The organism is Kocuria himachalensis (genome assembly GCF_054784195.1).
Genome location: NZ_BAAGPL010000019.1, coordinates 138,744 through 160,992, shown reverse-complemented (window position 1 = coordinate 160,992; position 22,249 = coordinate 138,744). Strand labels below are relative to the sequence as shown.

22 protein-coding genes and 1 tRNA gene are annotated in these 22,249 nt (G+C 70.0%); 21 read left to right on the top strand and 2 right to left on the bottom strand.

What is annotated here, in order from left to right; translation table 11 throughout:
- The 6 genes from ACYVM4_RS13105 (at window position 1) to ACYVM4_RS13080 (ending at window position 5,307) form a co-directional block, all read left to right on the top strand.
- Window positions 1–327 (top strand): CHY zinc finger protein, encoded by a 327-nt coding sequence (locus ACYVM4_RS13105; RefSeq protein WP_460668827.1) that lies wholly within the window; start codon window positions 1–3, stop codon window positions 325–327.
- Window positions 328–505: 178 nt separating this feature from the next.
- The gene (locus tag ACYVM4_RS13100; RefSeq protein ID WP_368821369.1) at window positions 506–1,264 is read left to right on the top strand and encodes an energy-coupling factor ABC transporter ATP-binding protein; all 759 of its coding nucleotides are present in this window, start codon (window positions 506–508) and stop codon (window positions 1,262–1,264) included.
- Window positions 1,264–1,968: an energy-coupling factor transporter transmembrane component T family protein gene (locus tag ACYVM4_RS13095; protein ID WP_368821370.1), complete on the top strand. Its 705-nt coding sequence runs from the start codon at window positions 1,264–1,266 to the stop codon at window positions 1,966–1,968. The genes ACYVM4_RS13100 and ACYVM4_RS13095 overlap by 1 nt, the downstream gene beginning before the upstream one ends.
- 86 nt (window positions 1,969–2,054) lie before the next feature.
- Window positions 2,055–2,651 carry a biotin transporter BioY gene (locus tag ACYVM4_RS13090; protein ID WP_460668826.1) on the top strand — a complete coding sequence of 199 codons (597 nt, stop codon included), beginning with the start codon at window positions 2,055–2,057 and terminating at the stop codon, window positions 2,649–2,651.
- Window positions 2,652–2,702: 51 nt separating this feature from the next.
- Window positions 2,703–4,160 carry a class I adenylate-forming enzyme family protein gene (locus tag ACYVM4_RS13085; RefSeq protein ID WP_460668825.1) on the top strand — a complete coding sequence of 486 codons (1,458 nt, stop codon included), beginning with the start codon at window positions 2,703–2,705 and terminating at the stop codon, window positions 4,158–4,160.
- On the top strand, window positions 4,141–5,307 hold the full coding sequence (locus ACYVM4_RS13080) for a thiolase family protein (protein WP_460668824.1): 1,167 nt from the start codon (window positions 4,141–4,143) through the stop codon (window positions 5,305–5,307). Before ACYVM4_RS13085 ends, ACYVM4_RS13080 begins: the two co-directional genes overlap by 20 nt.
- A gap of 91 nt (window positions 5,308–5,398) precedes the next feature.
- Here ACYVM4_RS13080 and ACYVM4_RS13075 read toward each other — a convergent pair whose 3' ends face one another.
- Window positions 5,399–5,614 carry a hypothetical protein gene (locus ACYVM4_RS13075; protein WP_460668823.1) on the bottom strand — a complete coding sequence of 72 codons (216 nt, stop codon included), beginning with the start codon at window positions 5,612–5,614 and terminating at the stop codon, window positions 5,399–5,401.
- A gap of 87 nt (window positions 5,615–5,701) precedes the next feature.
- Here ACYVM4_RS13075 and ACYVM4_RS13070 point away from each other — a divergent pair, with 87 nt between their 5' ends.
- The 13 genes from ACYVM4_RS13070 (at window position 5,702) to ACYVM4_RS13010 (ending at window position 18,853) form a co-directional block, all read left to right on the top strand.
- Window positions 5,702–6,277: a CGNR zinc finger domain-containing protein gene (locus tag ACYVM4_RS13070; RefSeq protein ID WP_460668822.1), complete on the top strand. Its 576-nt coding sequence runs from the start codon at window positions 5,702–5,704 to the stop codon at window positions 6,275–6,277.
- A 105-nt stretch (window positions 6,278–6,382) separates the two neighbouring features.
- Window positions 6,383–7,582 (top strand): glycoside hydrolase family 26 protein, encoded by a 1,200-nt coding sequence (locus ACYVM4_RS13065; RefSeq protein WP_460668821.1) that lies wholly within the window; start codon window positions 6,383–6,385, stop codon window positions 7,580–7,582.
- 40 nt (window positions 7,583–7,622) lie between these two features.
- Window positions 7,623–8,825 (top strand): glycosyltransferase, encoded by a 1,203-nt coding sequence (locus ACYVM4_RS13060; RefSeq protein WP_460668820.1) that lies wholly within the window; start codon window positions 7,623–7,625, stop codon window positions 8,823–8,825.
- Window positions 8,826–8,916: 91 nt separating this feature from the next.
- A complete protein-coding gene (locus ACYVM4_RS13055; protein ID WP_460668819.1) occupies window positions 8,917–10,734 on the top strand; it encodes a hypothetical protein in 1,818 nt (605 codons plus the stop codon).
- A 297-nt stretch (window positions 10,735–11,031) separates the two neighbouring features.
- Window positions 11,032–11,718, top strand: coding sequence for a prepilin peptidase (locus ACYVM4_RS13050; RefSeq protein WP_460669076.1), 687 nt, complete (start codon window positions 11,032–11,034; stop codon window positions 11,716–11,718).
- A gap of 245 nt (window positions 11,719–11,963) precedes the next feature.
- Window positions 11,964–12,170 (top strand): Flp family type IVb pilin, encoded by a 207-nt coding sequence (locus tag ACYVM4_RS13045; RefSeq protein ID WP_460668818.1) that lies wholly within the window; start codon window positions 11,964–11,966, stop codon window positions 12,168–12,170.
- An 82-nt stretch (window positions 12,171–12,252) separates the two neighbouring features.
- Window positions 12,253–12,627: a TadE/TadG family type IV pilus assembly protein gene (locus tag ACYVM4_RS13040; RefSeq protein ID WP_460668817.1), complete on the top strand. Its 375-nt coding sequence runs from the start codon at window positions 12,253–12,255 to the stop codon at window positions 12,625–12,627.
- Window positions 12,624–13,601 carry a pilus assembly protein TadG-related protein gene (locus tag ACYVM4_RS13035; protein ID WP_460668816.1) on the top strand — a complete coding sequence of 326 codons (978 nt, stop codon included), beginning with the start codon at window positions 12,624–12,626 and terminating at the stop codon, window positions 13,599–13,601. The genes ACYVM4_RS13040 and ACYVM4_RS13035 overlap by 4 nt, the downstream gene beginning before the upstream one ends.
- Before the next feature lie 12 nt (window positions 13,602–13,613).
- Entirely contained in the window at window positions 13,614–14,351 is a 738-nt protein-coding gene (cpaB, locus tag ACYVM4_RS13030) for a Flp pilus assembly protein CpaB (protein WP_460668815.1), read from the top strand.
- Complete coding sequence (locus tag ACYVM4_RS13025; RefSeq protein WP_460668814.1) at window positions 14,348–15,559, top strand: AAA family ATPase; 1,212 nt, start codon at window positions 14,348–14,350, stop codon at window positions 15,557–15,559. The genes cpaB and ACYVM4_RS13025 overlap by 4 nt, the downstream gene beginning before the upstream one ends.
- Window positions 15,556–17,004 carry a CpaF family protein gene (locus ACYVM4_RS13020; RefSeq protein WP_460668813.1) on the top strand — a complete coding sequence of 483 codons (1,449 nt, stop codon included), beginning with the start codon at window positions 15,556–15,558 and terminating at the stop codon, window positions 17,002–17,004. Before ACYVM4_RS13025 ends, ACYVM4_RS13020 begins: the two co-directional genes overlap by 4 nt.
- Window positions 17,004–17,942, top strand: coding sequence for a type II secretion system F family protein (locus ACYVM4_RS13015; RefSeq protein WP_460668812.1), 939 nt, complete (start codon window positions 17,004–17,006; stop codon window positions 17,940–17,942). Before ACYVM4_RS13020 ends, ACYVM4_RS13015 begins: the two co-directional genes overlap by 1 nt.
- Window positions 17,943–17,977: 35 nt before the next feature.
- On the top strand, window positions 17,978–18,853 hold the full coding sequence (locus tag ACYVM4_RS13010) for a type II secretion system F family protein (RefSeq protein ID WP_460668811.1): 876 nt from the start codon (window positions 17,978–17,980) through the stop codon (window positions 18,851–18,853).
- An 84-nt stretch (window positions 18,854–18,937) separates the two neighbouring features.
- Here ACYVM4_RS13010 and ACYVM4_RS13005 read toward each other — a convergent pair.
- Window positions 18,938–19,014: transfer RNA gene (locus tag ACYVM4_RS13005), tRNA-Pro, on the bottom strand.
- Window positions 19,015–19,232: 218 nt separating this feature from the next.
- Here ACYVM4_RS13005 and ACYVM4_RS13000 point away from each other — a divergent pair.
- A complete protein-coding gene (locus ACYVM4_RS13000; protein ID WP_460668810.1) occupies window positions 19,233–20,474 on the top strand; it encodes a M28 family peptidase in 1,242 nt (413 codons plus the stop codon).
- 157 nt (window positions 20,475–20,631) lie between these two features.
- A complete protein-coding gene (locus ACYVM4_RS12995; RefSeq protein ID WP_460668809.1) occupies window positions 20,632–22,221 on the top strand; it encodes a M20/M25/M40 family metallo-hydrolase in 1,590 nt (529 codons plus the stop codon).
- The last annotated feature ends 28 nt before the right edge of the window (window positions 22,222–22,249 follow it).

Here is a 22,249-nt window from a genome sequence, read left to right as displayed (position 1 = left end):
ATGATGCGGGTTCTGGGCAGCCCTGTCGACGAGCAGACGCGGTGCGTGCACTACCGGACGGCGCTGGATGTGATCGCCGTCAAGTTCTGGTGCTGCCGGGAGTACTACCCTTGTCATCTGTGCCACGAGGAGACCGCCGGCCATCCGGCGGCGCAGTGGCCGGCCGAGGAGCAGGACGCCGAGGCCGTGCTCTGCGGGGTCTGCGGCCACGAGCTCTCCGTGCGCGAGTACCTGGCGGTGGAGGGCTGTCCGCGGTGCGCGGCACGGTTCAACCCGGGTTGCGCCCTGCACGCCGACCTGTACTTCGAGCCGGCACCGCGGGACTGAGGAACTGCGGACCGCGGCGTGCCGGGACGAAGACTCCTCGGGACGGAGACGCCGCGGGACGGAGGCTTCTCGGGGCGGAGACGTCCCGGGACGGCGGCATCGCCTCCGGGACGCACCGGGCGTGGTGCGGCAGCGTCCGCGGACCGGTGAGCACGACGAGGAGAGGAAGGCTTCCACGGTGTCGATCAAGCATCCGCTGCGGGACCGGTCCCGCCGGGCGGAGCCTTCTGCCGCGCCGGGTCCGCCGGGATCGCAGCCCTCGGACATCCGGCTGACGGGCGTCACGGTCACCCGGGAGGGCCAGGATGTCCTGCGGGACGTCGACCTGGTGATCGAGGAGCAGCGCGTGGCGGTGATCGGGCTCAACGGCTCGGGCAAGTCCACCCTGGTGCGCCTGTTCAACGGTCTGCTGCTGCCCACCCGGGGCGAGGTCCGGGTGGGCGGGCTGTCCACCGCGAAGGACGCCAAGCTCATCCGCCGCCAGGTGGGGTTCGTGTTCCAGAACCCGGAGAACCAGATCGTCATGCCGCTGGTGGCCGAGGACCTCGCCTTCGGGGCGAAGAACTTGGGCCTGCGCGGGGCCGAGCTCGCGGCACGGGTCGACGAGGTCCTGGAGCGGCTGGGCATCGGCCACCTGCGCGAGCGGGAGTCCTACGCCCTGTCCGGCGGCGAGAAGCAGCTCGTGGCCCTGGCCTCGGTGCTGGTCATGGAACCGGCCACGATCGTCTTCGACGAGCCGACGACGATGCTCGACCGACGCAACCGGCGCCGGCTGCAGGCCACGATCGACGACCTCGACCAGCGGGCCGTCGTGGTGACCCACGACCTGGAGCTGATCGGCGGCTATCAGCGCGTCCTCGTGGTGCACGAGGGCCGGATCGCCTTCGACGGCGCCCCCGCCGAAGCGGTCGGGTTCTACTGCCGGATCAGCGACTGATGGGCGCGGCCCGGCGGCAGGACGCCCGCAGCCGTGCTGATCGGCACGATGCCGCCCGGGCGCGGGGCGGTGGAGCGCACGGCGCCGGGCCCACCGGCGTGCTGGCCCGGATCCCGGCCGGGTACAAGTTCGCGTTCCTGTTCGCCGCCAGCCTCGGCATCTACGCCGTGGGGAGCCTGGCCGTCCAGGTCGTGGTCTTCGCCCTGGCCGTGGGCGCGGCAGTGCTCACCCGCACCCCGCCGGTCCGCTTGGCCCGGATGCTGGCGGGGCTGGTGCTCATCGTCGGGATCGTGTTCCTCACCCTGGGGCTCACCACGACCTGGGAGGCCGCGGCCGTCTCAGCGCTGCGACTGCTCAGCCTGTGCCTGTTCGCCTGGGCGGTGAGCCTGAGCACCACCTTCGGCGAGATGCTCACCCTGTTCGAGCGGCTGTTGGCACCGACCCGGCACCTGGGGCTGAACCCGGCCCAGATGAGTCTGGCCCTGTCGATGACGATCCGGTTCATCCCACAGATCCGCACCCAGTACCTCGAGGTCCGGGAGGCGCAGTTCGCCCGCGGTCTGCACAACAGCCCGGTGGCGGTGCTGGTGCCCCTGCTCGTGCGCACCCTGGAGTCGGCCCAGGAGATCGCCGCGGCCCTCGACGCACGGTGCTACGATTCCGCGGCACCACCACGGCGCGCCGTCCCGTCCGCCACCGACTGACCCCTGTCCCACGCCTTCGTTGCCGCCCCGCACACCCGAGTCCCTCCGCTCGTCCCCACTCCCAGCAGCCCGACCCGAAGGACCCCATGGCCACCGACGCCTCGCAGACCACCCAGAACACCGTCCTCGTGGCGGTGTTCGCCGCCTTCATCGCTGCCCTGGGCTTGGTGCCGCCGATCACGGTCGGGATCATCCCGGTGCCCATCACGCTCCAGACCCTCGGGGTGATGCTCGCCGGCGCGCTGCTCGGGCCGGTGCGCGGCATGCTCTCCGTCGTCGTCCTGCACGCCCTGGTGCTGGCCGGTCTGCCGCTGCTGGCCGGGGGCCGGGGCGGGCTCGGGGTGTTCCTGGGCCCGACCGGCGGCTACCTGATCGGCTGGATCCCGGCGGCCCTGGTCATCGGGATGCTGGTGCAGTACTGGGCGATCCGGCGCACCGGCCGCGCGGCCCGCTTCACCGCCGTGCTGCTCAGTGTCGTGGTGGGCGGGATCGTGGTGATCTACGCCTTCGGCATCCCGTGGACGGCCGTGGTCACCGGGCTGCCGCTGTCCACCTCCGCCCTCGGCTCCCTCGTCTTCATTCCCGGGGACCTGCTCAAGGCGGTCGTGGCGACCCTGGCCGCGATCAACGTCCACCGCAGCTACCGCCGGCTCCTGGGCGGGGTGCAGACCGCCGCCCGCTGACCACCCGGGAGCGCTCCCAGGGGAGAAGCCACCACCACCGAGGACGAGGACATGCCCTTTCTGGACCGCCTGAACCGCTGGGCCGAGGAGCGCCCGCAGGAGTCCGCCGTCGTCTGCGGGAACGACCGGCTGAGCTGGGACGGGCTGCGCGCCGCGGCCGCGTTCCTGGCCGCCTCGGGCGAACCCACGGGGATCCTGCGGCAGGACAACGGTGTGGACTTCGCCGTCCGGTGGGCCGCGGGGGTGGCCGAGGAGCGCGTGTGCGCCGTCCTGGACCCGTCCTGGCCGGAGGAGGTGGCCGAGCGAGTGCAGGACCACTGCGCGGCACGACTCCCCGTCGAACCCGCTCCCGCGCGGCTGCGCGACGGGGACCCCGCCTCGGCGTTCCTGATCGGTCTCACCTCGGGCACCACGGCCCTGCCCAAGGGCTTCCGCCGCAGCCGCGAATCCTGGCGGCGCTCCTTCGAGGCCTCTGCCGCGCACTTCGGCCTGGTACCGGGGGACCGCGTGCTGGCTCCCGGCCCCCTGACGTCGAGCCTGAACCTGTACGCCCTGTCCGAGTGTCTGTACGCCGGGGCCGCATTCGTCACCCTGCCGGGCTTCGACGTCGCCGCCGCCCACGCCGAGATCACCGGGCACGGGGTCACCCGCCTGGTGCTCGTGCCCACCGTGCTGCGCGTCCTCGCCGAACGCGGCCTGGCCGCCGGCGTCGACGCGAGCGGTGTCACGACGATCGTGTGCGCCGGGCAGAAGCTCGACCGCACCACGCTGGAGGCGGCCGGCCGCTGGGCCCCGCACGCCGCGCTCTGGGAGTACTACGGCGCCGCCGAGCTCGGCTTCGTCGCCGCCCGATGCCACCGCCCGGGCGAGACCGCCGACGTGCTCGCCGACGAGGCCCCCGCCGAGCCCGCTGAGGAGTCCACCGAGAGGTCCGCAGACCTGTCCGGCACCGCGGTGGGCGCCCCGTTCCCCGGCGTGGAGGTGGCCGTCCTGGACGAGGACGGCCGTCCCGTGCCGGAGGGTGAGCCCGGCACCATCGGTGTCCGCTCGGAGCTGGTCTGCGACGGCTACCTCTGGGGCGACGACGGCCGGGCCTTCGGCCGGCTCGGCGGCCTGGCCACGGTCCGGGACCGGGGCCACCTGCGCGACGGGCAGGTGCACGTGCTGGGCAGGGCCTCGGAGATGATCAACACCGGGGGGCACAACGTCTACCCGCACGAGGTCGAGGCGGCCCTGGCCAGGGTGCCCGGAGTGGCCGACGTCGTCGTCGCCGGTCTTCCCGACGCGGCGCGCGGAGAGCGGATCGTGGCCGGGATCCTCCTCGTCCCCGGCGGACCGGACCGGTTGCGGATCCGGGCCGGTCTGGAGCAGCGGCTGGCGCCCGCCAAGCGGCCGCAGGAGTACTGGGAGCTCCAGGAGCTGCCCGTGACCGCGAACGGCAAGCTCAGCCGAGCGCTGTTCCGCCATTGGATCGTCGAAGGAGACTCCCGTGTCCGTCCGCTCGGCTGATGCCCCCGTGCTGGTACTGGGCCGGCGCACGCCGCTGGCGCGGGCCGGGACCCTGTTCGACGGTGTGCCCGTCCACCGGCTGCTGGCCCCGGTGCTCCGCTCCCTCCTGGCGGACGCGGGCCTGGACTCCGCCCAGCTCGCGGACGTCGTGGTCGGCAACGCGGTGGGCGCCGGCGGCAACCTCGCCCGGCTCGCCGCCCTGGAGGCCGGTCTGCCCCTGTCCGTGCCGGGCCTGACCGTGGACCGGCAGTGCGGCTCCGGCCTGGACGCCGTGGTGCTGGCCTGCCGGCTCGCCCAGGCGGGGGCCGGCCGGGCCTTCCTCGCCGGCGGGGCGGAGAGCATCAGCACCGCACCGCTGCGCGGACGACGACGCGAGGACGGGGGAGTCGAGTTCTACCGCCGCGCCCAGTTCGCCCCGGAGCACCTGGGCGACCCCGACATGGGTGAGGCCGCCGAGACCGTCGCCCGCGAGCACGGGATCGGCCGCGAGCGGCAGGACGCCTACGCCCTGCACAGCCACCGGCGGGCGCTCGCGGCCACGGAGACGGGGAGGTTCGAGGCCGAGCTGGTGCCGGTGGCCGGGCCGCGCGGGGACGTGCGGGCCGACAACGGCCCGCGCCGCACCCTGACCGCGGGGCTGCTGGCGCGCTTCCCGCCCGTGTTCGCCACGGCAGGCACGGTCACGGCCGGTAACTCCTGCGGCGACGCCGACGGTGCGGCCGCCGTCCTCGTCACGGACCCGGCCACGGCCCAAAGCCTCGGCCGGCGGGACGGGCTCGCCTTCCGCGGTGCAGTTACGGTCGGGGTGGACCCGGCGCGGCTGGGCATCGGTGCGGCCGTGGCCGCCCGGCAGCTGCTGGCGGAGCAGGGCGTGGCCGTCCAGGAGCTGGCGGCCGTCGAGTTCAACGAGGCCTTCGCCGGGCAGGTGCTGGCCTGCACCGACCTGCTCGGTCTCGACGAGGCGGTGCTCAACGCCGAGGGCGGCGCCCTGGCCCTGGGCCACGCCTACGGCGCCTCCGGGGCGGTGTCCGTGGTGCGCCTGCTCGCCCGGTCTCGGGCGCTGCCCACCGGGAGCCTGCTGCTGGCGATGATCAGCTCCGCCGGGGGCATCGGCACGGCGGCCCTGTTCGAGAGGGTCGACCTCTGACCGGAGCGGGTGCGCCCCGGACGGCAGGCCGTGCCCCGGCCGAGGAGATGCACACCGGCCGGGACGAGAGGCCCCGCCGGCTGCGTGCCGCTCAGCGCGAGCGCTGCGCCGCCGAGAGCTCCGCGTCGTCCAGGGCGGGGTAGGACGGTCCGTGCTCGCCGAGCACGGTCACGCCGCGCCGCACGTTGTAGTACACGTCCCGCAACGTCCAGCTGCGCAGATCCGTGCGCTCCCGCCGCGGAACGGACTGCCGGCCCACGGTGGCGAACACGAAGAGCAGCGCCAGGAGGTAGAGTCCGCCGACCATGAGGAACTCCTTCTCGCGACCATCGTCGCGTAAGGACCTAAACTGATGATGACACTCACGCTAGCCGTGGAGAGGATAAGTAGTCAAGTGCATTTTGCCTATGACACCGAAGACGTGCTCGAGTCCGACGTGGCGCTGATGAACACCGCGCCGGGCGCCTCCCGCTCCGGGGAGGACGAGCTCGTGACCACCGCGCAGCTGCGGGCTCTCCTCCAGGAGCACGGATGGTCGGGGCGCTTCGACCGCGACGAGCACGAGCTGGCCGAGGTGCGCGAGGTGCGCCGCGATCTGCGGCGGGTCTGGGCCCTGGACCGGGACGCCATGGTGGAAGCGGTCAACGCCGCGCTCGACACCACGGAGCTCGCTCCGCACCTGGCCCGGCACGACGGGAAGGACTGGCACCTGCACGCCTCGCCCTCGGACGCCCCGCTGGCCGCCCGGCTGCGCCTGGAGACGGCGTTCGCCCTCGTGGACGTGATCCGCGCCGACGAGACGGACCGGTTGCGGGAGTGCGGAGCCGAGGACTGCGACGCGGTGCTCCTGGACCTCTCCCGCAACCGCTCCAAGCGCTTCTGCAGCCAGCGCTGCGCCAACCGCACCAACATGACCGCCTACCGCCGCCGGCAGGCCGACGACCGCCCGGACGAGGGCGCCGGGGCGTGAGCCGGCCCGGCTGACCGGCCGGTGCGTCGTCGTCGTTCATCATGAGCCGCGCCGCCGGACTCTCATTTCCATGATTTGCGATCGAATGCTTCCTAAGCTGACGGGGTGAAGGAATCCTCGCTCGTCGCCGTCGTGTTCGTCGCCGCCCTCGCCCTGGGCAGCGGTACCCTCGCGGCCCAGATCACCTCCCCATCCGACGAGGAGGTCCAGGCGGCGCCGCTGCCCTCGTGCACCGTCCTCGACCGGTCCGAACTGGTCCCCGGGACCGGCGCCCTCTACGGCGTGAACCTCGACTGGGAGGACAAGCCGCTGGCCGACTACGCCGAGCGGCTGGGCCACCGGCCGGCCGTGTCCGTGTCCTTCACGGGGTTTCCCTACGACGAGCGCGGGCACGACTACCTGCGGATGGCGGCCGAGCAGATCCGGTCCGACGGCCAGATGATGCTGTTGACCCTCGAGCCCGAGGGCGGGCTCGCCGAGGTCACCGACGCCGCCGTCCAGGAGTTGGTCGCCGATCTGGCGGCGATCAACGACTCCGGGGTGCCGGTCGTGGTGCGCTTCGCCCACGAGATGAACGGCTCCTGGTACGCCTGGGGGCAGCAACCGACCGCCTACGTGATGGCCTATCGCCGCGTGGCGGCCGCGGTGCACGAGCAGGCTCCGGGCTCGGCGATGATGTGGGCCCCGAACTACGGGGGCGGCTATCCGTTCTCCGGCGGGCAGCACGAGGCCGAGCCCGGCACCGCCGACTTCGCGGCCCTCGACACCGACGGGGACGGCGCGCTGACCATGGCCGACGACGCGTACGCCCCCTACTACCCGGGCGACGACGCCGTGGACTGGGTAGGCATGTCCCTGTACCACTGGGGCGACCAGCACCCCTGGGGCGAGAACGAGCTCCCCGAGCCCGGCAAGTTCGCCGCCCAGCTCACCGGCACCTATGACGGCGCCGGCGGCGACGACAGCGCCGTCCCCGACTTCTACGCGGAGTACGGGGAGCGGCGCGGCAAGCCGGTGGCCGTCCCGGAGACGGCCGCCCTGTACAACCCGGCAGTGGGTGGCGCCGAGGAACTGGCCATCAAGCAGGCGTGGTGGGGCCAGGTCTTCGACGAGTCGATCCCCCGGGATCTCCCGCAGCTGAAGATGATCAACTGGTTCGAGTGGGACAAGCACGAGGTCGAGATCGATGGGCCCGTGGACTGGACGACCACCAACACCGCCGCCGTCCGGGACGCCTTCACGGCCGATCTGCCCGATTGGCTGCGCTGGGGCTTCGAGGAGAACTGCACCCCGCCCGGTTCCTGACCCGCCTGCGGTCGGGGCGCGGCAGGAGCACACTGGGTCCATGAGGATGATGCTGCTGACCGCGGGCACCCGCGGCGACGTGGAGCCGTTCGCCGCCCTGGCCCGCATCGCCTCCGACCGCGGGCACGAGGTCCGGCTGGGTGTGCCCGACCACTCCGGCGTGGACCTGTCCGGGCTCGACACCGTCAGCCTGGGGGTGGACTTCCGCCGGCTGGTCCAGGCGCACGGGATCTCGCCGTGGACGGCCGTGCGGCACTTCCGCACCGAGGTGGGACCCGGCATGCGCCGGATGCTGACCGCCGCCGTGCGGGAGACCCTCGCCTACGAGCCGGACATCGTCGTCTACCACCCGAAGGTGCTCACGGCGCCGGCGGTGGCGGAGGCCCTCGGCGTCCCGCACGTCGTGGTCGAGGCCGTACCGGTGCTCACCCCCACCCGGCAGTTCCCGGCGCCCGGCGTGGTGAACCGGGACCTGGGCCGGTTCAACCGCGCCACCTACGCGGCCGTCCGGGGCGCCGAGCGGATGTTCCGCCGGGACGTCGACCGGGCGTGCGTCCAGCTCCCCGGTGGCCGGCCGGCCTCCGTTGCCGCCCCCGCCGCGACCCTGCTGTCGATCAGCCCGCAGCTGCTGCCGCGCCCGGACGACTGGCCGGCCTCCGTGCACCTCACCGGGTCCTGGCACTCCGGTGCCCCGGTGCCGGAGCCCGATGCCACCGTGCTTGAGTTCCTCCGGGGCGGGCCCTACCTGGTGGCGACCTTCGGCTCCATGGCGTCCGGAGATCCGATGGCCCGGGGGAGGGCCGTGCTGCAGAGCGCCCGCGCGCACGGTCTCCGGACCCTATTGCTTACCGGGTGGGGCGGCCTCGCCCTGCCGGACGACGTTCGGGACGACCTCCGGGACCGCGACGTGCTCGCCGTGCCGTCCCTGCCGCTCGACGCGGTGCTGCCCGGCGCCGCGCTGGCCGTCCACCACGGCGGGGCCGGGACCGTCCACACCGTGGCCCGGGCCGGCATCCCGCACGTGGTGGTGCCGTTCCTGGCCGACCAGCCGTTCTGGGGCCGGCAGCTCCACGGACTCGGCCTCGCTGCCGCGCCGATCCCGCAGAAGATGCTCACGGTGGAGCGGCTCACCGCGGCGATCGACGACGCCCTCGGGTGCCGTTCCGCCGCCGAGCGGGTCGGCCTTCAAGTGCGGAAGGAGCACGGGCTGCAGACCGCGTTGTCCGTGCTCGCCTCCTGCTGACCTCCGGAAGGCGCCGAGTCGGTGTAGTTTGCCTTTGGAAATACATTGCTGCCCGGCGTCCGGCCCGGTGCACCGAGGGGCAAGGACACGCATGGACGGCGACGAGCGGGCGGAGCGCACCGCAGCGGTGGAACGGCTACGCGGCGTGGCCCGCGCCGACGCACGGGACGGGGTCGAGGGGACTCAGGAACTGGAGCGCGCCCTGGAGTTCCTCGGGGAGCTCGACCTCCGGACGCTGCGGGAGATCGAACGGGAGCTCGCCCGCCCCGACAGCATGATCGCCAGCCCGGCCACGGGAGCCCACGGGGGTCTCACCGCGTTCCTCGGCACGCGCTACGCCGCGGCCTTCCCCGCCTCCCGCTACCACCCGAGCACACCGGTCCCGCAGATCCGGGCCCGGCTGCTGGACACCCTGGTCTTCCGGGACGTCCGGATCGCCCACGGCGGCACGATGTTCGACCGTTCTGTGCGAGGAGTCCAAGGAGCCCTGGGACTGCCTCCGCGCGACAGTCTCGCGGAGACGGGCTTCCCCGAGTACGGGGCGTCGAGCGTGTTCCTGCTGCTCGACGTCGCGGCGTCCTTCGCGACCGTGCAGCTCAGCAAGACCTCCGCCCACATCACCGCGTCCATGGGCTACTCCGGCATGGACGCGTACGCGGACGCCCTCGACGCCTGTCACTTCATGACTGCCCCCTTCGCCAAGCACCTCCTGCGGTCCCGGCCGGACCCCGAGAAGCTGGTGGCCATGGCGGCGCGCGGCCGGCTGGACGCCTTCGGGATCTCGCCCACGGATGTCGACGGCGACCGTCTGCTCGCCGAGCTCTCGAAACTCCGGGGCCGGCTGCTGGAGCTGAGCGATGCGTACTCCTCCTGGAGCGCCGCGGGGGACGCCGTCCGGCGGCAGCCTCCGGCCACCGCCGGGCGGGAGGACGAGATCCGGACATCCTTCGTCGTCTCCCGGCGCCCGGGCAGACCCCGGACCGCTGGCGAGGCCGAACAACAGCACCTGTCCCGCAAGGGTTGGGCTCTGTGGGTGCGCGAGCACCGTGCTCAGCTCGCGACGGTGCTGGCAGTCGCTACCGTCGCGGTCTTCTGGTGGTCGGCGCGGGCGGCCCCACTGGAGCTCTCGGGCCGGCTCATCGTGCTCGCGGTCCTGATGGGGGCCATCGCCGGCACCGCACTGGCCGCTCTGCTTGACTCCCGGGCACAGGCGTTCTTCCGGGCGGCCGAGGGCCTCAGCATGTACACGGTGCTGCAGGGCCGGCGGAACCCGCAGTTCCTGCGAGCACTGCGCACGCTGCGCCCGGAGCTCTTCGCCGGGGCTCGGCACGCCGGTCTTCCCCGGCTGGTCACCGTGGTGGTCGAGCGCAACGGTGTGCTCTTCCTGGGTCGCGGGGTGCGTCCCCGTGTCGTCGCGGCCTTCCACTGGTTGCACGTTCCGCGGATCACCGCGCCGGAGGATCCGCCGGCGAGAATCGGCCGACGGGCGCACCGGGTGGCCTTCGAGGTCCACCGGGACGGGGCCGACGTGGTGCTCGGCTTCCCGCTGGAGCGGGCGAAGGTGGCCTGGACGCAGCGCAGCTACCTCGAGAACAAACCGCTGGAGGCGGTGCTCTCGCTTCTGCAGGGTCTGCGGCACAACTGGGCGCTGCCGCATATCGGCGAACGCAGCAACGGCGACCACGAGGACACCGTCGAGCGACTGCGCCTGCTGAGCGGCGCCCACGAAGTGGCCGGCACCCGCTGGGAGCAGGAGGCCCTCGACTGGGAGTTCGCACCCCGCCCGCCGCTGGAGCTCGCCGGTGCCGCCGCGGCGCGCCGGGAACAGGCGGTGCTGGCAGTGGTCGTCGTGCTCATGACGCTCGGGTGCGTGCTCGTCCCGCCCCTGCTGGCCCGGCTCGTCAACTGATTTCGGCGGAACTTTCGACAGAATGGTTCGGCCACCTGGGATTTCGGTTTTCTCTAACACCGTAGAGAGCGGGTAAGCCGCAGCTTCTGTGTGCTGGAATGCTTGAGCATTTCTATCACGGGGTTTTCCGACGGGAAAACCACCAATACTCGAAACGTCGATTGACGTGCTCCAACACCGGAAGAGTCGGTTGCTCCGTTAGTCTCTGTCCCGTACGGGACCCTCGAATGGGGGACAAGCATGCACCTGGGCGTCCATCGAATCGCCCACGGACCGGAGGAGCACCCTGTGGAGCCCATGCTCGGATCAGCACCCCTCTGGTTGATGCTGACCGTTGGTGTCGTGGGCGCTTTCGTGGGATGGTTCCTGCCCCGCGTCGTTATGCGGTACAGCCCCGTCACGGACGAGCCCACCTCTGCGCCGTCCCGTCCACTCCTGGCCGTCGCCACGGCGGCGCTCTTCGTCCTCGTGGCCGCGTTCTTCGGACTCAGCTGGCAGCTCCCGGCGTACCTGTTCTTCGCGGCAGTCGCGGTGGTCCTCACGGTGATCGACCTGCGGCACCACCTCTTGCCCAACGCTGTGGTCCTGCCGGCCCTGGGCATCGGCTTCGTACTGCTCGCGCTCGCCGCCACGGGGGAGAACGCCTGGGGCGCGCTGCTGCGCGCCGTGCTGGGCGCTCTCGCGCTGTTCGTCCTCTACCTCGTGTTGGCACTCATCTCGCCGGCCGGACTCGGCATGGGCGACGTGAAGCTCGCTGCCGTGCTCGGACTGTTCCTCGGGTTCCAGGGGTGGGGAGCCCTGTTCGTCGGGGCGGTGCTGGCGTCCGTGGTCGGCATGGTGGTGGGGCTCGCCGTGCTGGCCTCCCGCCGCGGGGGCCTGCGCAGCGACGTCCCGTTCGGTCCGTCGATGCTCGCCGGCGCGCTGGTGGCCGTCGTTTGGGGCGAGCTGCTGGCGCGGGAGTACCTGCTCCCGGGCCTGTACTGACGCCGTTCGGGGGACAAACGCTCTGCGATGACGGTCCATGCAGTCGAATGTAGGTTGCCACTAGGCATTACGTCGTTGTGCGACGTCCCCCAAAGAGCATGCATTCGAATGCTTGTCGCTTTGCTGGAGCAAAGCCTATTCTGACTACAGGTCAGTAGCCCGGTACGGGGAGCTTCTCGCAGGCAGTATCGGAAACAGCTGAAGACCCACTCCACCCTTTCTACGCTTTCCTTAGGAGCTTTCTCATGCTGCCTCTTTTCATCACCGTTCAGGCCTTCTTCACCGACACCTTCGAGCGCATCGAGCGCAACGAGAAGGGCGCCACCGCTGTCGAGTATGGCCTCCTCATCGGCCTCGTTGCTATTGCCATCGTGACTGCTCTTGTCGTGCTCGGGGATTCGATGGAGGGGCTGGTGGATGACATCACCACCATGCTGAACATCACTCCGTAAGCGATCTAAGGTCCTTGCGCCGTGGCGGCCCATCGTCCGGGTCGCCACGGCGTTCTATGTTCACATCTGCCGGGGAGGAGCGATGGGAAGACGGGAATCGGAACGGGGCGCCGTCGCTGTTGAGTTCGCACTGCTTCTGCCACTGCTACTGACGATCATTTTCGCGATCATCGAGCTCGGGCACGCGTACAACGTGCAGATTAGCGTCACTCATGCAGCACGCGAAGCCGCGCGAACCATGGCTATTGAGCAAGTCTGGTCGGACGCCGTGACCACGGCCCAGAACTCTTCGCCGTCTCTTGACCCTGCCTCTTTGACGCTGACGCCAGCCCCGGCCACATGTAGCCCGGGCGCCATGGTCGAAGTCACAGCCCAATACCCGTTGCCGGGTCTTACGGGCCTGATGCCGGCGGGCATCACTGTCACCGGAAAGGCGGCCATGCAATGCGGCGGATGACCGCACACCTGCTGGGAGATGAGCGCGGTGGAGTCTCCGTGATGGTGGCACTGCTTCTTGTGGTACTTCTCGGTGCTGCCGCCATCGCAGTTGATGCTGGCGCCATGTATGCCGAACGTGCGGAACTGCAGAACGGTGCGGACGCGGCGGCTCTGGCTATCGCTCAGGAATGTGCCAAACCGGCCGGTTGTGTGGATGCGGCGGGAACGGCCGCCCTCTATGCCGACGAGAACGCCAAGGACAACGCGAGCAACGTCGCAGATTTGACCTTTCCGACCGCGTACTCCGTCCGTGTCCAGCTGTCCAGCCGGGATGCGAGCACGGGCGCGGGAACGCTCGCCCTCTTCTTCGCCCCCGTCCTCGGCATCGACGACACCACTGTCGGTGCCCGCGCCGGAGCCAGGTGGGGGGCGCCCCTGTCTGGGCCGGCCACCCTACCGATCGCTATCTCTCCGTGCGAATTCACCGAAGACGGCCAATGGCATCTACTTCGGATGCGGGAACCGGGCAGTGCCAGCGCCTGTGCTGGGCCGGCCGGCCAGAACGTGCCAGGAGGCTTCGGATGGATAGGCAACGGCAACGACGCCACTTGTACCGAGATCGTGACGGCAGGAAACACCATTGCCAGCGACCCCGGGGGTAACGTCGCCGGCGGCTGTGAGCAAGTACTCGAAGACCTGAAGACCAATCCGAACAAGATCATGCTGCTGCCGGTGTACGACCAAGTGACAGGGACGGGTTCTGGAGCCACTTACCGAATTCGTGCTTGGGCTGCCTTCGAGGTAGGAGGCTGGCATCTCAGCCCAAGCGTCAGATACAAAAACACGGCCAGCACCACCACCACCGGTCTGACCTGCACGCCAAGTTGCACCGGCATCATCGGCCGGTTCCTCACCTACACCACCCTGGAAGACGGGTTCGAGGCCGGAGGCTCGAGTGAATACGGCGCCTCCTTCGCCTCTTTGACCGAGTAGAAAGATCACCCCGTGAAAGTACGTGTCATCGCAGCCGTCATGGCCGCGCTTCTTGCCGTGGTCGGCGCGGTTCTCATCTCCGGCTATGTCCGGGCTGCCGACGCACGTGCCCTCGAGGGCACGGAGACCAAGGAAGTCTTCGTGGTCGCGAACGAGGTGCGAGCCGAGATGTCCGTCGAGGAGCTGACCGACCACCTGCGCAAGCAGACGCTGCCCATCTCCGCTCTGGCCGAGGACGCCGTGACGGACCTCGGCGAGTTCGAGGGCCGCGTTACTGCCGTAGAGCTCCACCCCGGTGAGCAACTGCTCGGCAGCCGGCTCGTGACCCTCAACTCTCTCCAGGAGCCTGGCCGCGTTGCGGTGCCCAAGGATCTCCAGGAGGTCACCGTCCAGGTCAGCGCCGATCGTGTGGTTGGCGGTCAAATCAAGGCTGGCGATTTCGTCGGGGTGTTCGCCTCCTTCGACCAGGGCCCCGGGGACAAGCCCGCCACGGAGATGGTCTTTCACCGGGTCCTGGTCACCAGCATCCAGGGCGCTCCGCTCGCTACTGAGGCGAGCGATGAGGAGGAAGCCACCCCAGGTGCCCCTCCGGTCCCCGAGGGGGCGATGCTGGTCACGCTTGCCCAGGACGCGGCCGACGCCGAGAAGACCGTCTTCGCGGCGGAGTTTGGCAGGATCTGGCTGTCTAATCAGCCCGTGGACGCTAAGTGGAACGACGACGGAGCCAGCATGGAGGATTTCTTCAAATGAGCAGATTCCTACTCGTCACCGCGGACGTGACGTTCGAGCAGCGCGTGCAGATGGCCATCGCCGGCCGGATCCCGGGTTCGGTGCAGACGGTCTACAACGTGCAGGTCCCGGACACCCCCGATGAGCTCCTGCGCAAGGTGGTCGGCGAACTGCCGTCGGTCCTCCTCCTTGGCCCCGGGGTCGATCCGAGTGACGCACTCCGTCTGGCGTCCGTGTTCGACGTCCAGCACCCCGAGATCAGCCTGGTCCTCGTCGCGGAGGCCGATCCTGCCCTCGCGCTGACGGCAATGCGATCCGGAGTCCGCGACATCCTCGAGCCCCAGGCGGAGGCCGACGTCATCCGCGTGCTGCTGGAGCGAGCTTGCCACACCGCCGACAGCCGGCGCCGCGGTCTGATCCCGGACCCGTCCCTGGACGCGACTCCGTCCCGCCTCGGGGGGAGGGTGATCGCGGTGACCTCTCCGAAGGGCGGTGTCGGCAAGACCACGGTGGCTACCAACCTGGCCGTTGGCCTCGGGAAGCTCGCACCCATGTCCACGGTCCTCGTAGACCTTGACGTGCAGTTCGGCGATGTCGCCGCGGTGCTCAACCTCACCCCGGAGCACACGCTCACCGATGCGGTGACGGGGGCAGCCGCGCAGGACACGATGGTGCTCAAGGCTTTCCTCAGTGTCCATCCCGCGTCGATCTACGCGCTATGCACACCGGACTCGCCGGCCGAGGCCGATCTCATCAACGCCGACCAGATCGGGCACATGCTGGACCAGCTGGCCAGCGAATTCCAGTTCGTCGTCGTCGACACCGCCCCAGGCCTGGGGGAGCACACCCTGGCCGCATTGGAAGCGGCGACCGACGTGGTGTTCCTCTCCGGCATGGACGTTCCTGGAGTGCGGGGGTTACGCAAGGAGATCGACGTCCTCACTGAGCTGCAGATGCTGCCCGGCGCCCGGCACATCGTCGTCAACATGGCGGACCGCGCCAGCGGCCTGAGCGTCCAGGACATCGAGGCCACCGTTCGGACGCCGGTGGACGTGGTGGTCCCCCGGTCCAAGGCGGTGACCTACTCCACCAACAAGGGGGAGCCGATCCTGCAGGAGGCGTCACGGGACAAAGCCGCGAAGGCCCTCAACCAGCTCGTGGCGCGCTTCGATCCCGCCCACTCCACCACGCCGCGCAAGGCCGTGCACCGACGGGCGGTGCTCCAGTGAAGCTCTCGCAACGACTCGACGCCGCCCGCGGGGTGGTTGCTCCGCAGGTCACTGAGCCCGCCCCGACAGCCGATGAGACGGGGGGCCAGGATTTCATGTCCACCTTCGTCGTAGAGACACCCTCTGTCCCTGTCCCGGTAACCCCGGCGTCCGACGCCCTGGGCGCGCTCAAGGATCGGGTAGCCGAGGCGCTGTTCGATCGCATCGGCAGCCGGCTCAACGACTCCGGGCTGACCGAGGCTTCACTCCAGGTCTACGCCCGCGAGGAACTGACCCAGATCGTCGACGCCGAACAGGTGCCGCTCACCGTCGAGGAGCGGCAGCGCCTGGTCCGCGAGATCAGTGACGACGTCCTCGGGTTCGGCCCGCTCCAACGATTCCTGGACGACGAGTCCGTCACGGAGATCATGGTCAACGGTCCCAAGCACATCTTCATCGAGCAGGGCGGCCGGGTCGGCCTCAGCAACGCACAGTTCAAGTCCGAAGAGCACCTGCGCCAGGTCATCGAGAAGATCGTCTCGAAGGTGGGCCGTCGCATCGACGAGTCCTCACCGCTCGTGGACGCCCGTCTCGAGGACGGCTCCCGCGTCAACGCCGTCATTCCGCCGCTGGCGGTCAACGGGTCGTCGCTCACCATCCGCAAGTTCGCCGCCGACCCGCTCAAGGTCGCCGACCTCGTCCGGTTCGGCTCGATGTCGCCCGAGATGGCGGAGCTGCTCAACGCCTGCGTCAAAGCGCACCTCAACATCCTCATCTCCGGCGGTACCGGCACGGGTAAGACCACCCTGCTGAATGTCATGTCCTCGTTCATTCCGCACGACGAGCGGATCATCACCATCGAGGATGCTGTCGAGCTGCAGCTGCAGCAGGAGCACGTGGTGCGACTCGAGAGCCGTCCGGCGAACATCGAGGGCAAGGGTGAGATCACCATCCGCGACCTCGTCAAGAACTCGCTCCGCATGCGCCCGGATCGCATCGTCGTCGGCGAGTGCCGCGGTGGCGAGGCGCTCGACATGCTCCAGGCCATGAACACCGGTCACGACGGATCTCTGTCCACGGTCCACGCGAACTCGCCGCGGGACGTCATCGCCCGCTTGGAGACCCTCGTGCTTATGGCCGGCATGGACCTTCCCCTGCGTGCCGTCCGGGAACAAATCGCCTCCGCTATCGATGTCGTCGTCCAGCTGACGCGACTGCGCGACGGCACCCGGCGCGTCACCCACATCACCGAGGTGCAGGGTATGGAGGGTGAGATCGTCACCCTTCAGGACGCGTTCGTCTTCGACTACAGCGCCGGCGTGGACGCCAACGGACGGTTTATGGGCAAGGCCATCCCCACCGGGGTGCGTCCTCGGTTCGTGGACCGGTTCGAGGACCTCGGCATCCACGTCTCTCCCAAGGTCTTCGAGATGCCCGAGACGACGGCATCCGGGCGGATACGCTGATGACCGTCGTGCTCGGGGCTCTACTGTGCCTCATGGCCTTCCTGCTGCTGCTGTTCATCACGTTCAGCTCCTCCACGCCCCGGCTACCGATGGACCGGCGACGGCCGCCTCGTCTCGACGAGGCTCCGCCGTCCGTGCTCAGCCGCGTCACCGGCATCACCACCAGCGCGATCGCCGACACACTGAACCGCCACGGCTGGACACGATCCATCACCGACGCGTTGGACCGGGCCGGACTGCGATTCTCCCCGGCCGACTTCCTCGTGCTGGTGGGAACTGCCGGATTGGTCTCCGCCATCCTCGGCTTCCTCGTGGGCGGCTCGTTGCTCGGTTTGCTCCTGCTGCTCCTGGCGCCGCTCGGTGCGAAGGTGTTCCTGGGACTGGCGGTCGGCAAGCGCCAGCGAGCCTTCGCGGACCAACTGGACGACACCCTGCAGCTGCTGGCCGGCAACCTCCGGGCCGGCCACAGCCTCCTGCGGGCCGTCGACGCCGTCTCGCGGGAGGCGCAGGCGCCAACCAGCGAGGAGCTGGCCCGCGTGGTCAACCAGACCCGTCTCGGCCGCGATCTCAATGCAGCACTCGAGGAGACGGCGGACCGGATGGGCAACGAGGACTTCAGCTGGGTCTCCCAAGCCATCGGGATACACCGCGAGGTAGGAGGCGATCTGGCCGAGGTCCTCGATCAGGTCGGCCATACCATTCGGGAACGCAACCAGATCCGCCGCCAGGTCAAGTCGCTGAGTGCTGAAGGAAAGATGTCCGCCTACATCTTGATGGCCCTCCCGTTCCTTGTCCCCGGAGCAATGAGCGTGATGAATCCGTCCTTTTTTACGCCCATGTTCCAGAACCCCATTGGCTGGGGACTGCTGGCCCTCGCCGCCATCATGCTCGTCATCGGCGGACTGTGGATGCAGAAGATCGTCAGCTTCAAGTTCTAGTTCGTTCCCTCCCCGCACAGTTTCAGGAGTAATCCGTGGCCCCGACCCTCACCTACGCCGCTGTCGTCTTCGGCGCTGCGCTGGCGCTGGCCCTGTGGGCGGTGCTCAGCACTGCCGGCGCATCTGCGCGTCAGGTGCGGGACAACCTGTCCCGGGGTTTCAACGCCGAGATCGCCGCTGTCGGTGGATCTGCCCGACCCACCTTCGGGAGTTTGCACCGGCTGACGACGCCGAAGGGCGTGGCGCGTCTGGACCGACTGCACGCGCTCGCCGGTCGCCCGGCCGCGTGGCCCCTTTCGCGACTGCTCGCCGCCAAGCCACTCCTTGCGGGCGTCGGTCTGGTCCTCGGGATGCTGCTCCTGGCCGGCAACGCGAGCGGCAAGATGCTTGCACTCGTCATCGTGGTCACGGCGGTGGCCTACTTTGTACCGGACCTTCTTTTGTACAGCCGGGGCATTGAACGCCAGAGGGCGATCGGGCTGGAACTGCCCGACACACTGGACCAGATGCTGATTGCAGTGGAGGCCGGGCTCGGCTTCGAGTCGGCCATGTCCCGGGCGGGGGAGAACGGCAAGGGGCCGCTGGCCGAGGAGCTCCAGCGCACGCTGGGTGACATGCGGGTCGGTGTGCCCCGCAAGGACGCCTACCTCGCGCTGGAAGAGCGAACCAACGTGCCGGATCTGCGGAACTTCACCCGTGCCGTGGTCCAGGCCGACGTCTACGGCATCTCTATCAGCTCGGTGCTTCGCACCCAGGCGGCGGAGATGCGCGTGAAGCGCAAGCAGCGGGCCGAGGAACAGGCCATGAAAATCCCCGTCAAGATTACCGTGCCCCTAATGTTGCTCATTCTGCCCGTGCTCTTGCTTATGATTATGGGCCCGGTGGTGCTCAACGCGATGGAACAGTTCTGATACCGGCACAGCATCGCTCCCGGCGCGCCGTCGTCGGGACATGCGAAAGGCCCCGGACCGACCGGTCCGGGGCCTTTCGCATGGTGGTCGGGATGACAGGATTTGAACCTGCGACCTCGTCGTCCCGAACGACGCGCGCTACCAAGCTGCGCCACATCCCGTGAAGCGTCCGGTCTCAGCCGGAAACAACTGCTCCATCATAGCCATCCGGCCGCTCGGGTGGGAAATCGGGCCCCGCGCGCCGTGTCGAAACGGACGGAAGATCTTCTCCGGACCGTTGACCGGACGTCCCGTCCGTGTTTGCCTGGGCGAACATCGCCGTTGGTCCACTGAGATGTCCGCTCAGGGCAGGGGCGGTCCTGGGTTCTCGGGAGGGGTCGTGCGTCGACGAGCGTCCAGCAGTGGGCTCGTGTGGGCCGTGCCGGTGGTGGTCGTCTCGCTCACGGCCGGTGGCCCCGCCGCGGCGCTCCCGGCAGGGCGGGGCGGTGCCGCCGCGACGGAGGAGATCGTCCGGGCCGTCGCCGCCGAGCAGCTGGAGGGGCACCTGCGGGCGTTCCAGGACGCCGCGGACGCCCACGGCGGCGACCGCGCCGTCGGCACCGCCGGCTACCGGGCGAGCGTCGATTACGTCGTGGAGCGACTGCGGGCCGCCGGCTACGACCCCCGGGTGCAGGTCTTCACGGTCCCGGACAACGAGCACCACGACGAGTACGACGACGAGGAGTACGGCAAGGACACGGCCGCGGGCCCCCGTGTCACGTACAACGTCATGGCGGACACGCCCACGGGCGACCCGGGCAGCACCGTGCTGCTCGGTGCGCATCTGGACAGCGTGCCGGAGAGCCCCGGTCTCAACGACAACGGCTCCGGCGCCGCGGGCGTCCTCGCCGTCGCCGAGGCCCTGGCGGGCACCGACACCCGGAACAGGGTGCGCTTCGCCTGGTGGGGTGCGGAGGAGGTCAACCTCAACGGCGCCGACCACTACGTCTCCGACCTCCGGGCCAATGACCCCGGGGCGTTCGACGACATCGCGCTGTACCTGAACCTCGACATGATCGGCTCCCCGAACTACGGGCGCTTCGTCTACGACGGCGACACGTCCGGGGGCGGCTGGCACGACGACTCCGTCGAGGCCCCGGCCGGATCGGAGGCCATCGAGGTGGCGTTCAAGGGCTACTTCGAGTCCGTGTCGATGGCCGTGGAGGAGGTGCCGCTCGACGACGGGAGCGACCACCTCGTGTTCGCCGGGGCCGGGATCCCCGTCGGCGGGCTCTTCACCGGCGACACGGGCGAGAAGACGCGGCAGCAGGCGGACCGGTACGGCGGCGAGGCCGGCACGGACTACGACCCCTGCTACCACTCCGCCTGCGACGACCTGGACAACGTCGACCTCCAGGTCCTCGAGGAGATGAGCGACGCCACGGCCGCGGTCGTCCTGGGCTTCGCGTCGTCCACGATCGACGACGGGGCGCCACTCCGTCCCCCGGACGGGTGGCCTCGCCGCAGTGCGCTCGAGGAACTCCGGCCGGTGCTCACAGGCTTCGTGGCCTTGGGTGTGGTCGCCGCGGTGGCCGTCGGGGTGGCCGTCGCCGTGCGGCGCCGCGCCCACGTGCGGCGGTGAGTCCGGGCGGCTCGAGCTGTGGGCCGATCAGTGGACAAAAGTTATTGACTGGTCGGTAACCCATTTGTGAGCATGTGCAAATTCGAGTCATTCCTCGATGACTGTGAACCGCGTCATGGCCGGGCTACCTCTCGGTCGCCGCTCACCTGGAGGTTCCATGCCCGTCCGCAAGCCCAGCCACTGGATCACCGCGGCCGCCCTGGCCGGCGCCCTGACCCTCACGGCGACCAGTGCCGTCGCGGCCCCCACCCGCGACAACAGCAACAACAACACCACCCACAAGATCACCCAGGCCGTCTCCGAGCAGAAGCTCACGGAGCACCTGAACGCCTTCCAGTCGATCGCGGAGGCCAACGACGGCAACCGCGCCTCCGGCACCTCCGGCTACCGGGCGAGCGTCGACTACGTGGTCGAGAAGCTGCGGGCCGCCGGCTACACCCCGGAGGTCCAGGACTTCACCTTCCCGTTCTTCCAGGAGCGCTCTCCCGCCACGGTCAGCGCGGACGGCACCCCGCTCGCCGCCGAGGACGTCGCGGTGATGACCTACTCCGGCACGGGCACCGTCAGCGGCACCGTGCAGGCCGTCGACACCACCGGAGCCCGGGTGGGCAGCACCAGCGGCTGCGAGGCCACGGACTTCGCGGACTTCGTGCCCGGCAACGTCGCTCTGCTCCAGCGCGGCACCTGCTCCTTCGCGGTCAAGGCCGCCAACGCGGAGGCCGCCGGCGCGAGCGCCGTGCTGATCTTCAACACGGGCCTGCCGAACGCCGAGGGCGTCGTCGCCGGCACCCTGGGTTCCCCGGAGGCCACCACGCTGCCGACGGTGGGGCTCAGCTACCAGGCCGGCGTGGACCTGCTGGACGCCACGGAGGTGACGGTCGCCACCGACACCGTCTCGGCGACCCGCACCACCTACAACGTCCTCGCCGAGACCGGCACGGGCGACCCCGAGAACACGGTGATGGTCGGTGCGCACCTGGACGGCGTGCTCGAGGGCGCCGGCATCAGCGACAACGGCACCGGGTCGGCGGGCATCCTCGCCATCGCGGAGGCCATGGCCAAGACGAAGACCGAGAACAACGTGCGCTTCGCCTGGTGGGGTGCGGAGGAGCTCGGCCTGCTGGGGGCCGAGCACTACGTCACCGATCTGCAGGAGAACGACCCGGGTGCGCTCGAGGACATCGCGCTGTACCTGAACTTCGACATGATCGGCTCCCCGAACTACGGGCGCTTCGTCTACGACGGCAACGCCTCCACGTTCGACCCGGGCGACACCAACGTCCCCGAGGGCTCCGCCGCGATCGAGGCGGCGTTCCACGAGTACTTCGCCTCGGTGGGGCTGGCCTCCGGCGACACCGAGTTCAGCGGACGCAGCGACTACGGGCCCTTCATCGAGGTCGGCGTGCCCTCCGGCGGCCTGTTCACGGGCGCCGAGGGCGTGAAGACCCAGGAGCAGGCGGAGCTGTTCGGCGGCCAGGCCGGTGTCGCCTACGACTCCTGCTACCACTCCGCGTGCGATGACATCACGAACGTCAACCTCCAGGGCATGGAGGAGATGTCCGACGCCGCCGCGGCCGTCGTCCTGCGCTACGCCATGTCCACCCACGACGTCAACGGCGAGGGTGAGCCTTACAAGCAGAAGGGCAAGGGCGCCGTCGGTCACCCGAAGGGCAAGGACCGGGGCCACGGCCCGCACTCCGAGCACGGGCGCGGCCACGGGCACGGCCACGACAAGGCGGCCGCCTGACCGTCCTGACGCACCGGTGCTCCACGGC

What these genes read in the sequence shown, in the direction of transcription:
- ACYVM4_RS13090 (WP_460668826.1), top strand. Translation starts at nt 2,055, where the DNA reads ATGGCCACCGACGCCTCGCAGACCACCCAGAACACCGTCCTCGTGGCG.
- ACYVM4_RS12995 (WP_460668809.1), top strand. Translation starts at nt 20,632, where the DNA reads ATGCCCGTCCGCAAGCCCAGCCACTGGATCACCGCGGCCGCCCTGGCC.
- ACYVM4_RS13025 (WP_460668814.1), top strand. Translation starts at nt 14,348, where the DNA reads ATGAGCAGATTCCTACTCGTCACCGCGGACGTGACGTTCGAGCAGCGC.
- ACYVM4_RS13105 (WP_460668827.1), top strand. Translation starts at nt 1, where the DNA reads ATGATGCGGGTTCTGGGCAGCCCTGTCGACGAGCAGACGCGGTGCGTG.
- ACYVM4_RS13040 (WP_460668817.1), top strand. Translation starts at nt 12,253, where the DNA reads ATGGGAAGACGGGAATCGGAACGGGGCGCCGTCGCTGTTGAGTTCGCA.
- ACYVM4_RS13055 (WP_460668819.1), top strand. Translation starts at nt 8,917, where the DNA reads ATGGACGGCGACGAGCGGGCGGAGCGCACCGCAGCGGTGGAACGGCTA.
- ACYVM4_RS13085 (WP_460668825.1), top strand. Translation starts at nt 2,703, where the DNA reads ATGCCCTTTCTGGACCGCCTGAACCGCTGGGCCGAGGAGCGCCCGCAG.
- ACYVM4_RS13050 (WP_460669076.1), top strand. Translation starts at nt 11,032, where the DNA reads ATGCTCGGATCAGCACCCCTCTGGTTGATGCTGACCGTTGGTGTCGTG.
- ACYVM4_RS13075 (WP_460668823.1), bottom strand. Translation starts at nt 5,614, where the DNA reads ATGGTCGGCGGACTCTACCTCCTGGCGCTGCTCTTCGTGTTCGCCACC.
- ACYVM4_RS13060 (WP_460668820.1), top strand. Translation starts at nt 7,623, where the DNA reads ATGAGGATGATGCTGCTGACCGCGGGCACCCGCGGCGACGTGGAGCCG.
- ACYVM4_RS13015 (WP_460668812.1), top strand. Translation starts at nt 17,004, where the DNA reads ATGACCGTCGTGCTCGGGGCTCTACTGTGCCTCATGGCCTTCCTGCTG.
- ACYVM4_RS13035 (WP_460668816.1), top strand. Translation starts at nt 12,624, where the DNA reads ATGACCGCACACCTGCTGGGAGATGAGCGCGGTGGAGTCTCCGTGATG.
- ACYVM4_RS13045 (WP_460668818.1), top strand. Translation starts at nt 11,964, where the DNA reads ATGCTGCCTCTTTTCATCACCGTTCAGGCCTTCTTCACCGACACCTTC.
- ACYVM4_RS13095 (WP_368821370.1), top strand. Translation starts at nt 1,264, where the DNA reads ATGGGCGCGGCCCGGCGGCAGGACGCCCGCAGCCGTGCTGATCGGCAC.